This window comes from Stappia taiwanensis, assembly GCF_014635285.1.
Lineage (GTDB): Bacteria > Pseudomonadota > Alphaproteobacteria > Rhizobiales > Stappiaceae > Stappia > Stappia taiwanensis.
The window spans coordinates 493,838-507,430 of sequence record NZ_BMCR01000001.1; the positions used below are offsets into that span (position 1 = coordinate 493,838).

Below are 13,593 nucleotides of genomic sequence, written 5' to 3' on the forward strand. Positions count from 1 at the left end.
AAAAAGCCCCCGCCGAGGGGATCGGCGAGGGCTTTGTGAGCTTGAAATTTCAGCGCGCGAGGCGGTGGCCGCGTGTCTCAGCGGCCGTTGATGCCGAGGCGAGCGGCAAACGAGGACACCGGCTCACCGAAGCGAAGGGACTTGAACCGGGCGCGCGCGGCTTCGCTATCGGCAACGCCAATATCGGACAGGCTGCGCGCGTCGCGATCCGCCACCTGCAAGGTGTGAACGCGGGATGCGACACCGAGGGTCTGGCCGAGAACCCTGGTCAGATAGGACATGATGTTCTCCTCTTGCGAGATCGACATGGGGACACGCGCTGCGCCAAGCGTCAGCGCCATTGGCCGGGATATGTGCGCATTTGACCTGTCAATCAAACGAAAAGAACTTAAGTATGGGATCAAATAATTTGAACGATCGAGGCTGAGATGGACAACCTGCCGGGCAAGGGCGCGCCGCTGGTCGAAATGGACCTTTACCGTACGTTTCTCGCCATCGCCGAGACGGGGGGATTCACCAAGGCGGCGGAGGCGGTGGGGCGGACCCCGTCGGCCGTTTCCATGCAAATCAAGAAGCTGGAGGGGCTGCTGGGCGTCTCGGTCTTTGCCCGGGAAGGGCGCTCGGTGCGCTTGACGGCGGAAGGGGAGGCGCTGCTCGGCTACGCGCGGCGCATCCTGATGCTGAATGACGAGGCGGTGTCCCTGTTCCGGGCGCCGGCGGTGGAAGGCGAGGTTCGCTTCGGCGCGCCTTCCGATTTCGGCACCCGTTTCCTGCCGAACATTCTCACCCGCTTTGCCCGCTCGCACCCGGCGGTCAATGTGGATGTGCACCTGGACGGCAGCCCGCCGCTCTTGCAGAAGCTGAAGGACCGGCAACTCGACCTGATCCTTTACACCGCGCGCCCCGACAGCGAGCTCGCGCGCGGCGGTGAGATCGTCTACACGGAACCGCTGGTCTGGGCCGGCCTTGAGGGGGGCGTTGCCTATAGCCGCGACCCGGTTCCGCTGGCGCTTTCGGTCTCCGGCTGCCCCTGGCGCAAGGCGGCACGTGCCGCGCTCGACAAGGCCGCGCACCCTTATCGCATCGCTTATCAGAGCTTCCACAGTGCCGGGCAGGAAGCCGCTCTGCTGGCGGACCTCGCCATCGCCCCATTCCCGGCAAGCGTTGTCGAGCCGCCCTTGCAACGGTTCGGCCGGCGGCACGGGCTTCCGGAGATCGGCACCTATCATCTGATCCTCAAGGAAGCAGGCAAGACCGGAAAGGCGACCGACGCCTTTGCCAACCATGTCATCGCCTGTTTCGGCGAAATGATGCATGGACAGGTTGGCGATGACGATGAGGCGGATATCTCGAAAAAAGATTGAAATAACAGATAATTATTCGAATACCCTCACAAACAAAACAAGGACCGCCGCCTTCTCGATCGGCGACCTGTAATGCATGAAGTGAGAAATCACTCTCAACCATCTGAATAAAAACCACTATTCTGATTTTTCTTGAATTCCCACCATGGACGACGATCCGGCCCTGGCCTGCGCGAACCACGCCCAATCCTGCCGCTGCTCGAATCGCGAGACGTTGTTTTTTTCGTCTGAGCAAGGCATCAACTCCGTCCCGAAACCGCTTTTCCCATCTTTTTGCAGGTGCGAAAAGCCGTGCGCCGCGTGTGGGTACGGCTGTGGGGCAGCAAGTTTTCGGCAAGGTTAGGCAGCGGCTCGAACAAGCTGACTGCAATCGTCCCGGAATACACGGTTTACCTACCCGCGCGACGTGTGGCCGAGGGGCGCGGGCCGCGCCGCTCCGGCGAGGGGCGGTTGCCTACCATTTGTCGCAGCGCAAGAAGACGAAATAACAAGCGCAAATTCTCATGAATTTCGTGCGCAGGCGGGTGATGAAGTTTCAGGTATATTTCCTGTTCGCCTCAAAAACGCGTGAGATTAATTAATTTTCCCACAAATTCAGAGGCGACAAGACGGACGGCAATAGCCAGCCGCGAACGGCACCATTTCTGCCGCAAAGCAAAAAAATCAAATTTGAGGCTTTGCGAAATTGACCTGATCGTGTGCTAAATTAAGATCATAGCCAAGAGACAGGCTCGGCGATGTAACCGAATGAGATCAACAAGCATCAGCCATGCTCCCCGATCGGGGAGGGTGAAACTCACCGAGAGACCTCGGCCTTTCGCCGCCTGCCGAACACGCGACACCGCCTCCGCGCGGTCTTCGCACCCCGACAGTTCGACACCGGACAAACTGGAAATGAGGAGGTAGACAGGGCAAATGTCGACCAACAATTCTTCTACGGAATTGCATTCGAAGGTTCCGCAATTGCGGAAGCAGATGAAGGATGGCGCGCTGAGCCGCCGCGAGTTCGTTCGCTTCGCCGCGCTTCTCGGCGTTGGCGCCGGCGCCGCCTATTCGATGGCCGGCCTGCCGAGCCCCGCCTTCGCCGATGACCAGGCCAACATGCCGTTCCCGCCCGATGATCCCAATGCCCAGTCCGGCGGCGTGCTGAAGGTCGCCATGCAGGTGCAGAAGATGGAGGATCCGGCGACCTACTCCTGGGTGGAGATGTCCAACCAGACCCGGCACATCCTGGAACACCTGACGATGACCGGTCCGGACAACGTCACCCGGCCGATGCTGGCCGAGCGCTGGGAGGCCTCGGACGATCTCAAGACCTGGACGTTCTACCTGCGCAAGGGCGTGAAGTGGAACAATGGCGACGACTTCACCACCGAGGACGTGAAGTTCAACTTCGAGCGCTGGATGAACCCGGATCTCGGCTCGTCGAATGTCGGCCTGTCGTCCATCGCCGCGCTGATGGAGGAAAAGGACGGCAAGAAGGTGATGCGCGACGGTGCCATCGAGGTAATCGACGACCACACCATCCGCTTCCATCTGTCGAAGGCGGTGCTGTCCTTCCCCGAGGACATGTACAACTACCCCACGGCGCTCGTGCACCGCAGCTTCAAGCCGCCGTTCTCCGACAATGCCATCGGCACCGGCCCGTTCACGCTGGTTGAGAACACCGTCGGTGACCGCTGCATCCTGAAGCGGGTCGAAGGCATCGAGTACTGGGGCGGCAAGGTCTATCTCGACGAGATCCACTACTACAATTTCGACGAGGACAACCAGCTCACCACCTTCGCCGGCGGGGACGTGGATGCGATCTACGAGTTCGGCGTCGAGCAGATGGAACTGGCCAAGGCGCTGGATGGCAACATCATCGCCGCGCGGACCGCGCAGACCCTGTGCTGCCGCTTCCAGGTGACGGAAAAGCCGTTCGACGACAAGCGCGTGCGCCAGGCGATCGTCAAGGCCGTCGACAACGCGCTGATCAAGGAGCTGGTCTATCCGGAGGGCGGCGACGTTGGCGAGAACCAGCACGTGGCGCCGATCCATCCGGAGTATTTCAAGCTTCCGCCGCTGGTACGGGACGTTGACGCCGCCAAGGCACTGCTCGCCGAAGCGGGCTATCCGGACGGGCTGGAGCTGACCATTGACGTCGGCAACACCGATGGCCCGTGGCACCAGACCGTGGCCGAGGCCATGCGCGACCAGTTGAAGGACGCAGGCATCACCCTCAACGTCAATGTGATGCCCGCCTCGAAATACTGGGAGATCTGGGACAAGACGCCGTTCGGTGCCACCGCCTGGACCCACCGCCCGCTCGGCACCATGGTGCTGTCGCTCGGCTACCGGACCGGTGTTCCCTGGAACGAGACGAAGTACTCCAACCCGGAATGGGACAAGGCCCTGGACGAGGCCGAAGCAACGCTCGACGTGGAAAAGCGCCGCGCCTTGATGGAGAACATCGAGAAGGTGCTTCAGGACGATGCGGTGATGGTGCAGCCGATCTGCCGCCCGGTCTACACCATCGCCAGCAAGGCGGTGCATGGCTACCCGGCGCACCCGACCCAGTATCACCAGTTCAACAAGGTCTGGAAGGCGTCCTGACGCCGATGACAATCCGGCCGGGCGGGGGACAACCTCCCGCCCGGCAGCCCTGCGCCGCGCCGCCTCTCCAGGGCGGCCCGGCACCGGGCTCCAGACATGGTGACCCAATATGCTGAAACTGATCCTGCGACGGCTTCTCCAGATGCTGTTGATCATGGCCGTCGCGTCGCTGCTCTTGTTCGCGATCTTCGACACGCCGGAGTTCAAGAAGCGTCTCGCGGTTCAGGAACTGGGCGGCTTTGCCGTCTCCGCGCTGACGGAGGAGAGCTACAACGCTTGGCTGGCGGAGAAGGGGCTGGATGTGCCCTTCCACACCCGCTACCTGAACTGGGTCGGTGACATCCTGCAAGGCGACATGGGCTTTTCCTATGAAAAGAACCGCCCCGTGGGTCCCTTGCTGCTCGACCGACTGGCGAACACGGGCATTCTTGCCTTCTTCGTCTTCGCGCTGATGATCCCGCTGTCGCTGGTGCTGGGCATTCTCGCCGGAATGAAGGAGGGATCAGCTCAGGACCGAACGATCTCCTTCCTGTCGGTCTTCACCACCAGTATCCCGGAAATCGCCACGGCGATCCTGCTGACGGTGGTGCTGTCGCTCGGCCTTGGCTGGCTGCCGGCGAAATCGGCGATGATCAACGGCTTCAGCTTCCGTGAGCTGCTGCTGCCGGTGCTGACGCTGGTGATCTACGACTTTGGCTATGTCGCCCGCATGACCCGGGCCTCCATGGCCGAGGTGATGACCTCGCAATACATCCGCACCGCCGTGCTCAAGGGGCTGCCCTACCGGCGGGTGGTGATGAAACACGCCCTGCGCAACGCGCTGATCGCGCCCTTCACGCTGATCGTGCTGCAGCTCAACTGGCTGCTCTCCGGCGTGGTCGTGGTCGAGGTGTTCTTCGAATACGACGGCTTCGGCAAGCTGTTGCTGGAGGCCGCCCTGTTCCCCGATGTGGAGGTGGTGCAGGCCTGCACCCTGGTCGCCGTGGCCGTGGCCGTGCTGTCGCAGATCATTTCCGACATCGGCTACACCTTCCTCAATCCGCGCATCCGCTTCGCCTGAAGGACGGGAGAGACCCTCAATGGCTGTTACCGAAATCGAGGCGGGACCTTCGGCGCTGGAGCGCCTGTCGCACCCACGGGCCCTGATCGCCCTGGGGCTGCTGATGTGGCTGCCGCTGATGAGCTATGTCATGGGCGGCACCGCGCTTGGGCCCGCCGCCGACTACATCCTGTTGCCGGCCATTCCGGCAACGCTGCTGCTCTATGTGCTGGGCGTGCGCGCCTTTCGCGAAAGCCGGGTCGCGGTGATCGGGTTGACCCTCGTCTTCTTCTGGCTACTTGCCGCCGTCGCGGCGCCCTATCTGCCGCTGCTCGACCCGAACAAGCCGATCGCGCCCTTCGTCACCCCGCTCAGCGAAAAACGCGACGTGTTCTTCTGGCTCGGCACCGATTTCAAGGGCCGGGACATGCTGTCGCGGATGATCTGGGGTTGCCAGCGGGTGATCGTCTGGGGCGTGTCGGCCACCTTCGTCGCTTATGTGGTCGGCGCGCTGTTCGGCCTGATTTCCGGCTATCTCAGCGGCTGGTGGGATGAGATCATCTCCTTTGTCGCCAACGTGCTCCTGTCCTTCCCAGTGATGGTGCTGTTCATCGTCATCCTCAACTATCTCGGGCCCTCCGGCTTCAACATCGTGGTGGCGGTGACCTTCGCCTCGGCGCCGGCGATCATGCGCATCGTTCGCGGGCTGACCCTCGATATCAAGACCCGCGACTATGTGTTCGCGGCGCAGACGCGCGGCGAGCATCCGCTCTACATCATGATCGTCGAATTGCTGCCAAACGTGCGCGGACCGATCATCGTCGATGCCTGCCTGCGCCTTGGCTACACCACCGTTGCGATCACCACCCTGACCTTCCTTGGCCTCGGTCTGCAGCCGCCCGACCCGGACTGGGGACTGATGATCCGCGAGAGCGCCAAGACGGCGATGCTCTGGAAATTCTCCTACATGCTGCTGGTGCCGGCGCTGGCCGTCTCCAGCCTGATCCTCGGCTTCAACCTGATGGCCGACGGCCTTCGGGAAATGAGCCTGCGGGACTGAGGAGCCACATGATGACCGAACAGACACCGGTGCTGGAGTGCCGCAACCTCTGCATCTCCTATTACACCCGGGCCGGCGAAATCCCCGCCGTCGTCGACTTCAATTTAAAGCTCATGCCCGGCGAGGCCCATGGCATCGTCGGTGAGAGCGGCTGCGGCAAGTCCACCGTGGCGCTGGCGATCATGCAGTACATGGGCCGGAACGGCGCCATCGTCGGCGGCGAGATCCTGTTCGAGGGGCGCGATATGCGCACCATGTCCGAGGAGGAGCTCCGACAAATCCGCGGCTCGAAGATCGCCATGGTCTATCAGGAGCCGATGGCCTCGCTGAACCCGGCCATGACCATCGGCGATCAGCTCGCTGAAGTGCCGATCTATCATGACGGCCTGTCCGAGAGCGAAGCGCTAGCACGGGCGGAGGAGATGCTCGCCAAGGTCCGCCTGCCGGATCCGCGCCGCATCCTGCGCTCCTATCCGCACCAGATCTCCGGCGGGCAGCAACAGCGGGTGGTGATCGCCATGGCGCTGCTGTCGAACCCGCGCCTGTTGCTGCTCGATGAGCCGACCACCGCCCTCGATGTCACCGTGGAAGCGGGTATCGTCGAGCTGATCAACGAGATTTCCGCCGAGTTCGGCACCTCGATGATCTACATCTCGCACAATCTCGGCCTGATCCTGGAGACCTGTCACCGGCTGACGGTGATGTATTCCGGCGAGGCGGTGGAGGTCGGCGACATCGAGGATGTGTTCGACGAGATGCGCCATCCCTATACGCGCGGCCTGTTCGGCTCGATCCCGCTGCCCGGTGCGGACAAGAACGCCCATCCGCTGATGGCGATCCCCGGCCAATTGCCATTGCCGCACGAGCGCCCGCCGGGGTGCAACTTCGGTCCGCGCTGCAGCTTCTTCAAGGGCGGGCTGTGCGATGCCCGCGCATTGCCGATGCATCCCGTGCCGGGCGACGACGATCACCGGGTGCGCTGCGAGCGCTTTGCCGAGATCGACTGGGACCGGGACCTGCCCAAGGGCGAGGCCAAACCGCCGATCAAGGCCGGTCCGGTGGTCCTGTCGGTCAGGGACATGACCAAGCATTACGCCATCGAGACCGGCGGCCTTCTGGCCATGGGCGGGGCGACCCGCACGGTGAAGGCGAACGAGAAGCTGACCTTTTCCGCCCGCGAAGCGGAGACGGTGGCCATCGTCGGCGAAAGCGGCTGCGGCAAGTCGACCTTCGCCAAGGTGCTGATGGGGCTGGAGGACGCGACCGACGGTCAGGTGCTGCTCGGCGACACCGAGCTTGGTGATCTGCCCGTGCAGAAGCGGAGCAAGGACACCATCGCCAATTTGCAGATGGTGTTCCAGAACCCGTTCGACACCCTCAACCCCTCGCACACCATCGGCGCGCAGATCGGCCGGGTGATCCGCAAGTTCGGCGTTGCCCGGAGCGAGGAGGAGGTCAACGAGATCGTCTACCGGCTGCTCGACACGGTGAAGCTGCCGCGCGACTTCGCCAAGCGCAAGCCACGCCAGCTCTCCGGTGGCCAGAAGCAGCGCGTTGGCATCGCCCGCGCCTTTGCCGGCAACCCCAGCGTGGTGATCGCCGACGAGCCGGTCTCCGCCCTCGATGTCTCGGTGCAGGCCGCCGTCACCGAGTTGTTGATGGACATCCAGCGTGAAAACCGCACCACCATGCTGTTCATCAGCCATGACCTTTCAGTGGTGCGCTATCTCGCCGACCGGATCGTCGTCATGTATCTCGGCCGGATCATGGAGCAGGGGACCACCGAGGAGGTGTTCTCGCCGCCCTATCATCCCTACACCGAGGCACTTCTGGCCGCCGTGCCAATCGCCGACACGCGGGTCAAGAAACGGCATATCGTGCTGAAGGGCGAAATCCCGTCGCCGTCCAATCCGCCGAAGGGCTGCCCGTTCTCCACCCGCTGCCCCTACATGATCCCCGGCACTTGCGATGTGGAGCTGCCGCCGAACCGCACCTTCGGTCAGGACCACCGGATCCTGTGCCACCTCCAGCCCTCGGAGCTGGAGGGGATGGAGCCGGTGATCAGCCCCAGGGCGGAGGCCGCCGAATAGGCCGCGTTGACCGGGACGGCGAAGGTGCTACTTTCGCCGCGACCCGCCCAACGGAGCCGCCCCCATGTCCCGCATCGACAGCATTGCCCAGCTGGAGGCCCTTTACGGGGTGCCAGGCGCCGCCTCGACGGTGAAGGAAATCGACTACGTGTCGGAGGACTACGCGGCCTTCATCGCCGCTTCGCCCTTCCTGACGCTGGCGACCTCCGGACCGAAGGGGCCCGACTGTTCACCTCGCGGCGACCGGCCGGGGTTTGTTCGCATTGCCGATGAAAAGACGCTGATGATTCCCGACCGGCGGGGCAACAACCGGGTCGATTCCTTGCGCAACATCATCGCCGACCCGCGCGTCGGCCTATTGTTCCTGATCCCCGGCAGCGGCACCACCTTGCGGGTGAACGGCACCGCCCATCTGTCGGTAGATCCGGAGCTGCTGGCCTCCTTCGCCGTCGACGGCAAGGCCCCGCGCAGCGTGATCGTGGTCACCATCACCACCGTGTTCTTCCAATGCGCCCGGGCCATCGTCCGCTCCGCGCTCTGGGATCCGGAACGGCAGGTGGCCCCAGATAGCCTTCCGACCCCGGGCAGCATTCTGGCGCGGCTGAGCAAGGACACAGTCGGCGGTGCGGAGTATGACCGGGCGTGGCCGGAACGGGCGCGGAAGACCCTCTGGTAACGCAAAGGCCCCGCAAGGGGCGGGCGAGGGGAAAGCCCGCGCCGCCAGAGCCTCATTCCGGGCGGCAGATCTCACCGCGCAGAATGCCCCTGCCGGTCTTGACGAGCAGCAGCGCGATCACCACCGCCAGCACCGCATAGGTCGCGTACATCGCCGCCATGTGAAACTCCGACCCGGTGCGGGTGCCGAAATGGGCCGAGGCGATGGTGAAGGCGGCAAGCGGGAAGGAATAGGCCCACCAGGACATGGTGAAGGGCAGGCGGAACAGCCGGTGCACCTGGGTCAGCAGGATCAGCACGAACATCAGCGCGACATAATAGAGCACCCGGGCCAGCGGATCGAGCACGCCGCCGTTGATTTCCTGCCAGGCGATGAAGCCGGCGGAGGGCGGGGCGATCAGAATCACCAGGGTCGGCAGCAGCCGTTCCGGCAGCGGGTTGTGAAAGATCAGCCGGTTGAACACCAGTGTCAGGAACACCAGCCAGAACAGGATGCCGACGGAGAAGAAGAACCAGGACACTTCCACATAGCCAAGGCGCACGCCGGCGACCGGCACCAGCACATTGCCGACGGCGGGAATGAACCAGGCCGGGGTCAGATGCGCCTGTTCGAACGGCCGGTGGCTGATCCAGGCAGAAACGACGCCAAGGGTCACCGCAAGATGGGCGACGGTCGCCGCGCACCACAGCCCATGCGCCAGCGGCTCCGACACAGGCAGCAGGCCGGCGGAGATCAGAAGCACGCCGATGGTGATTGCCGGGAAGAAGGCGATGCGCACCGGATGGTTCCATTCCGCGCGCAGGGCCGCCGGATAGCGCAGGCCCTTGGCGATGAAGAAGACCGCAATGGCGAGGAAGACCAGCGCCGTTGCGCCGATCACCAACCGGCTGGCGGTGAAGGGAAGGTCAAGCGCCAGCTCGATCTGCCGGGTGGCAAGGCCGAACCCGGCCAGCCCCATCACCGCCGCGAAAAACGTCACCGGGAAATGCATCAGCCTCGGTTCCTCGGCTTCGCTTTCCATCCGTTCGACCACCCCGTCCGTCATTGCCATCCTCTGTCTGCCAGTCACACGGGCCGCGTTGCGCCGCGCCGCGCCGTCGCCCTTACTTGCACAGCTTCGCCTGCGGCAACAGGGCACAGATCGTCTCAGGTGAATATGTTTCACCGAACAGTTTTCCCAATCGCGCATGCCATGACTTGACGAGCGCGCGCGCGCCGTGGTGACTGACCCTCATCCCTGACCCCATCTTGAGGATGCCGATGCGCACTCAGTCCTGTCTCGCGATCATCCTGGCCGCCGGCCTTGGCACCCGCATGAAATCGCAGCTCCCGAAAGTGCTGCACGAGGTCGGGGGGCTGTCGCTTGTCGGGCATGTGCTCGGAAGCGTGCGCGCTGCGCAATGCGACCAGGTGGCGGTGGTCATCGGGGCCGAGATGCCGGAGCTTGCGGGCCATATCGCGGCGCTGGATCCCGCCGCCTCAATCCATGAGCAGGTGGAACGGCTCGGCACGGCCCATGCCGCCCGTAGCGCCGCACCGGCCTATGCCGAGCCCGCCGATCACATCCTCGTCCTGTTCGGCGATACCCCGCTCGTCACGCCGGAAACGATTGCCCGGGTGCGTCAGCGCCTGACCGCCGGCGCCGATGTGGTCGTCCTCGGATTCGAGGCCGCCGACCCGACCGGCTACGGCCGGCTTTTGACGGAGGGCGACAGCCTGACGGCGATTCGCGAGGAAAAGGACGCCAGCGCGGCGGAGCGGGCGGTCACCTTCTGCAATTCCGGGATTATGGGCTTTCGCGGCGCGCACTTCGCAGGCGTGCTGGAGGCCATCGGCAACGCCAATGCCCAGAATGAATTCTACCTGACCGATGCGGTCGAGATCGCGCGGGCGCAAGGGCTCAACGTCGCCGCCGAAACCGCGCCGGAAGCCGAGGTCCAGGGGATCAACACCCGCGTTCAGCTCGCGGCGGTGGAAGCGGAGTTCCAGTCCCGCTGCCGCCAGGCCGCGATGCTCGGCGGTGCCACCCTGATCGCGCCGGACACCGTGTTCTTTTCCCATGACACAAAGCTCGGGCGCGATGTGGTGATCGAGCCGAATGTGGTGTTCGGCCCCGGCGTGTCGGTCGCCGATGGCACCCGCATCCGTGCCTTTTCCCACCTGGAGGGGGCTGACGTGGGCGCCCGCGTCACCGCCGGGCCCTATGCCCGTCTGCGTCCGGGGGCGCGGATCGGTGCAGGTGCGCATATCGGCAATTTCGTCGAGATCAAGAATGCGCGGGTCGATGAGGGCGCGAAGGTCAACCATCTCAGCTACATCGGCGATGCCACCGTCGGCGCCAAGGCGAACATCGGCGCGGGCACCATCACCTGCAATTACGATGGCTTCGGAAAGCACCTGACGGAGATCGGCGCCAACTGCTTCGTCGGCTCCAACTCCACCCTGGTCGCGCCGGTGCGCATCGGCGATGGCGCCTATCTCGCCGCCGGCAGCGTCGTCACCGAGGAGGTGCCGGCCGAAGCGCTGGCGCTTGGCCGCGCCCGCCAGACGGTGAAGCCGGGCAAGGCGGAAGAACTGCGCACCCGCTTCGCCGCCGCCAAGGCGGAAAAGGCCGCGAAGCAGGGAAAGTGACGCCCGAACAAGGGTCAATGCACCCTGGGATCGGGGAGCGAGAAGAGAAGCATCTCCAATGGGCTGGAACCGAGAGGCCGTGGCCCTCCGGTCCCGGATCGCTGCCCCACGCAGCCTTCGTCACACGTTGTAATGGGCGCGGTACCAGTCAACGAAGGCCTTGACGCCATCACGCACGCTGGTTTGCGGCCGAAACCCGGTGACCTCGATCAGGTCTTCCACATCCGCCCAGGTCGACAGCACATCGCCCGGCTGCAGCGGCATGTAGTTGCGGATCGCCTTGCGCCCGCAGGCTTCCTCAATGGCCTCCACGTAGCTCATCAGCTCCACCGGCTGCGAATTGCCGATGTTGTAGAGCCGGTAGGGTGCGCCGCCGCTGCTCGCCGGGTCCGGATCAAGCGGCTGCCAGTCGGGATCCTCCGCCGCCGGCCGGTCGGCGATGCGAACGATGCCTTCAACGATATCGTCCACATAGGTGAAGTCGCGCACCATCTGACCGTTGTTGTAGATGTCAATCGGCTCGCCGGCGAGGATCGCCCGGGTAAAACGGTAAAGCGCCATGTCCGGCCGCGCCCAGGGGCCGTAGACGGTGAAGAAGCGCAAACCCGTGACCGGGATCTTGAACAGATGCGAATAGCTGTGCGCCATCGCCTCGTTCGCTTTCTTCGTCGCCGCATAGAGCGAGATCGGATGATTGCCGCCGCGATGGGGTGACAGCGGCATCGCCCCGTCGAGCCCGTAGACCGAGGAGGTGGACGCATAGACGAGATGCTCCACCGGAAAGGCACGCGCCGCCTCCAGCACCGTCAGGAAGCCAGTGACATTGGCGTCCACATAGGCCTGCGGCTCGGTCAGCGAGTAGCGCACCCCCGGCTGGGCGGCGAGATGAATGATCCGCGACGGCGCTTCGCGCTCCACCAGCGCCAGCACCGCCTCGCGATCCTCCAGCGACATCCGCGCTTCCTGAAACCGGTTGGAGCCGCGCAGGATCGCCACCCGCGCCTCCTTCAGCTCCGGATCGTAATAGGGGCTGACGCTGTCGAGACCGACAACCCGCCAGCCATCGGCCAAGAGCCGCTGGCAGACGTGAAACCCGATGAAGCCGGCGGAGCCGGTGACAAGAACAGTGCGCATCATGATCCGGTGGTAAGACGGCGGGAGCGGCGAGGGGCCTCCCGTCAGAAAAGGCCTGTCACGAGTTGAGGATCTCGGCAAGCAGGGGGCGAATCTGGCCGGCCAATTCCTCATTGTCCAGCGCGTAGGCGATATTCGCCGCCAGGAAACCCGGCTTGGAGCCGCAGTCGAAGCTGCGCCCCTCATAGGCGACCGCGCTGAAGCTTTGCGTCTGCATCAGGGCGATCATCGCATCGGTGAGCTGGATCTCTCCGCCCGCGCCGGTTTCCTGGGTCTGCAACAGGTCGAAGATCTCCGGCTGGAGAATGTAGCGGCCGGTCAGGCTGAGGTTGGACGGGGCGGTTCCCGGTGCCGGCTTTTCCACCATGCCCTTGATGGAAATCTCGCGGCCGCCATCCCAGTCCTGCGGATCGACGATGCCGTAATTGTGGGTCTGATCCGGCGCAACCTCGTCCACGGCGACCACATTGCCGCCGCGCTCCTCGTAGGTATGCACCATCTGCGCCAGACAGCCGACCTCGGCCTTGACCAGAACGTCCGGCAGCATGACGGCAAAGGGCTCGTTGCCGACGAGATCGCGGGCGCACCAGATGGCATGACCCAGACCGAGCGGCGCCTGCTGCCGGGTAAAGCTGGTGGTGCCGGGTGCGGGGCGGATCGCGTCGAGCAGCGCCATCGCCGATTTCTTGTCCCGCTCCATCAGCGTGTGTTCCAGCTCATAAGCGATGTCGAAGTGATCCTCGATCACCTGCTTGTTGCGGCCGGTGACGAAGACAATGTGCTCGATGCCGGCGCTGCGCGCCTCGTCGACCACATATTGAATGATTGGGCGGTCAACGATGGTCAGCATTTCCTTCGGCACTGCCTTGGTCGCGGGCAGGAAACGGGTGCCGAGACCGGCGACCGGAAGAACAGCCTTGCGAATTTTCGTGGGAGCCATGAACGTGCCTTCTCAAATATGCTGAGCCTGAAACGGCAAATGCGTTTGTATCCCGGCTCGTGCC

The 13,593-nt window shown here is 64.1% G+C and carries 11 protein-coding genes; 7 read left to right on the forward strand and 4 right to left on the reverse strand.

Annotated elements, in window-relative coordinates:
• Positions 1-77 precede the first annotated feature (77 nt).
• Complete coding sequence (locus IEV83_RS02235; protein ID WP_181761366.1) at positions 78-281, reverse strand: hypothetical protein; 204 nt, start codon at positions 279-281, stop codon at positions 78-80.
• Between the two features lie 147 nt (positions 282-428).
• Here IEV83_RS02235 and IEV83_RS02240 point away from each other — a divergent pair, with 147 nt between their 5' ends.
• The 6 genes from IEV83_RS02240 (at position 429) to IEV83_RS02265 (ending at position 8,824) form a co-directional block, all read left to right on the forward strand.
• Positions 429-1,364 (forward strand): LysR family transcriptional regulator, encoded by a 936-nt coding sequence (locus tag IEV83_RS02240; protein WP_181761365.1) that lies wholly within the window; start codon positions 429-431, stop codon positions 1,362-1,364.
• 915 nt (positions 1,365-2,279) lie between these two features.
• On the forward strand, positions 2,280-3,959 hold the full coding sequence (locus IEV83_RS02245; RefSeq protein WP_181761364.1) for an ABC transporter substrate-binding protein: 1,680 nt from the start codon (positions 2,280-2,282) through the stop codon (positions 3,957-3,959).
• Positions 3,960-4,068: 109 nt separating this feature from the next.
• The gene (locus IEV83_RS02250; protein WP_181761363.1) at positions 4,069-5,019 is read left to right on the forward strand and encodes an ABC transporter permease; all 951 of its coding nucleotides are present in this window, start codon (positions 4,069-4,071) and stop codon (positions 5,017-5,019) included.
• Between the two features lie 19 nt (positions 5,020-5,038).
• A complete protein-coding gene (locus tag IEV83_RS02255; RefSeq protein ID WP_209002937.1) occupies positions 5,039-6,058 on the forward strand; it encodes an ABC transporter permease in 1,020 nt (339 codons plus the stop codon).
• 11 nt (positions 6,059-6,069) lie between these two features.
• Positions 6,070-8,148: a dipeptide ABC transporter ATP-binding protein gene (locus IEV83_RS02260; protein ID WP_308683720.1), complete on the forward strand. Its 2,079-nt coding sequence runs from the start codon at positions 6,070-6,072 to the stop codon at positions 8,146-8,148.
• A 64-nt stretch (positions 8,149-8,212) separates the two neighbouring features.
• Positions 8,213-8,824 (forward strand): pyridoxamine 5'-phosphate oxidase family protein, encoded by a 612-nt coding sequence (locus tag IEV83_RS02265; protein WP_181761361.1) that lies wholly within the window; start codon positions 8,213-8,215, stop codon positions 8,822-8,824.
• 52 nt (positions 8,825-8,876) lie between these two features.
• On the opposite strand, the gene IEV83_RS02270 is transcribed toward IEV83_RS02265, so the two are convergent.
• A complete protein-coding gene (locus tag IEV83_RS02270; RefSeq protein WP_244628027.1) occupies positions 8,877-9,875 on the reverse strand; it encodes an SLAC1 anion channel family protein in 999 nt (332 codons plus the stop codon).
• A gap of 209 nt (positions 9,876-10,084) precedes the next feature.
• On the opposite strand from IEV83_RS02270, the gene glmU reads away from it, so the two are divergent.
• Complete coding sequence (gene glmU, locus IEV83_RS02275) at positions 10,085-11,455, forward strand: bifunctional UDP-N-acetylglucosamine diphosphorylase/glucosamine-1-phosphate N-acetyltransferase GlmU (protein ID WP_181761360.1); 1,371 nt, start codon at positions 10,085-10,087, stop codon at positions 11,453-11,455.
• 120 nt (positions 11,456-11,575) lie between these two features.
• On the opposite strand, the gene IEV83_RS02280 is transcribed toward glmU, so the two are convergent.
• Together IEV83_RS02280 and galU are read right to left on the reverse strand one after the other, a co-directional pair.
• A complete protein-coding gene (locus IEV83_RS02280) occupies positions 11,576-12,589 on the reverse strand; it encodes an NAD-dependent epimerase (RefSeq protein ID WP_181761416.1) in 1,014 nt (337 codons plus the stop codon).
• 58 nt (positions 12,590-12,647) lie between these two features.
• Positions 12,648-13,529 carry a UTP--glucose-1-phosphate uridylyltransferase GalU gene (gene galU / locus IEV83_RS02285; RefSeq protein ID WP_181761359.1) on the reverse strand — a complete coding sequence of 294 codons (882 nt, stop codon included), beginning with the start codon at positions 13,527-13,529 and terminating at the stop codon, positions 12,648-12,650.
• Positions 13,530-13,593: the final 64 nt, after the last annotated feature.

Coding starts and splice junctions, on each gene's coding strand:
- IEV83_RS02235 (WP_181761366.1), bottom strand. CDS start 281: ATGTCCTATCTGACCAGGGTTCTCGGCCAGACCCTCGGTGTCGCATCC.
- IEV83_RS02240 (WP_181761365.1), top strand. CDS start 429: ATGGACAACCTGCCGGGCAAGGGCGCGCCGCTGGTCGAAATGGACCTT.
- IEV83_RS02245 (WP_181761364.1), top strand. CDS start 2,280: ATGTCGACCAACAATTCTTCTACGGAATTGCATTCGAAGGTTCCGCAA.
- IEV83_RS02250 (WP_181761363.1), top strand. CDS start 4,069: ATGCTGAAACTGATCCTGCGACGGCTTCTCCAGATGCTGTTGATCATG.
- IEV83_RS02255 (WP_209002937.1), top strand. CDS start 5,039: ATGGCTGTTACCGAAATCGAGGCGGGACCTTCGGCGCTGGAGCGCCTG.
- IEV83_RS02260 (WP_308683720.1), top strand. CDS start 6,070: ATGACCGAACAGACACCGGTGCTGGAGTGCCGCAACCTCTGCATCTCC.
- IEV83_RS02265 (WP_181761361.1), top strand. CDS start 8,213: ATGTCCCGCATCGACAGCATTGCCCAGCTGGAGGCCCTTTACGGGGTG.
- IEV83_RS02270 (WP_244628027.1), bottom strand. CDS start 9,875: ATGGCAATGACGGACGGGGTGGTCGAACGGATGGAAAGCGAAGCCGAG.
- glmU (WP_181761360.1), top strand. CDS start 10,085: ATGCGCACTCAGTCCTGTCTCGCGATCATCCTGGCCGCCGGCCTTGGC.
- IEV83_RS02280 (WP_181761416.1), bottom strand. CDS start 12,589: ATGCGCACTGTTCTTGTCACCGGCTCCGCCGGCTTCATCGGGTTTCAC.
- galU (WP_181761359.1), bottom strand. CDS start 13,529: ATGGCTCCCACGAAAATTCGCAAGGCTGTTCTTCCGGTCGCCGGTCTC.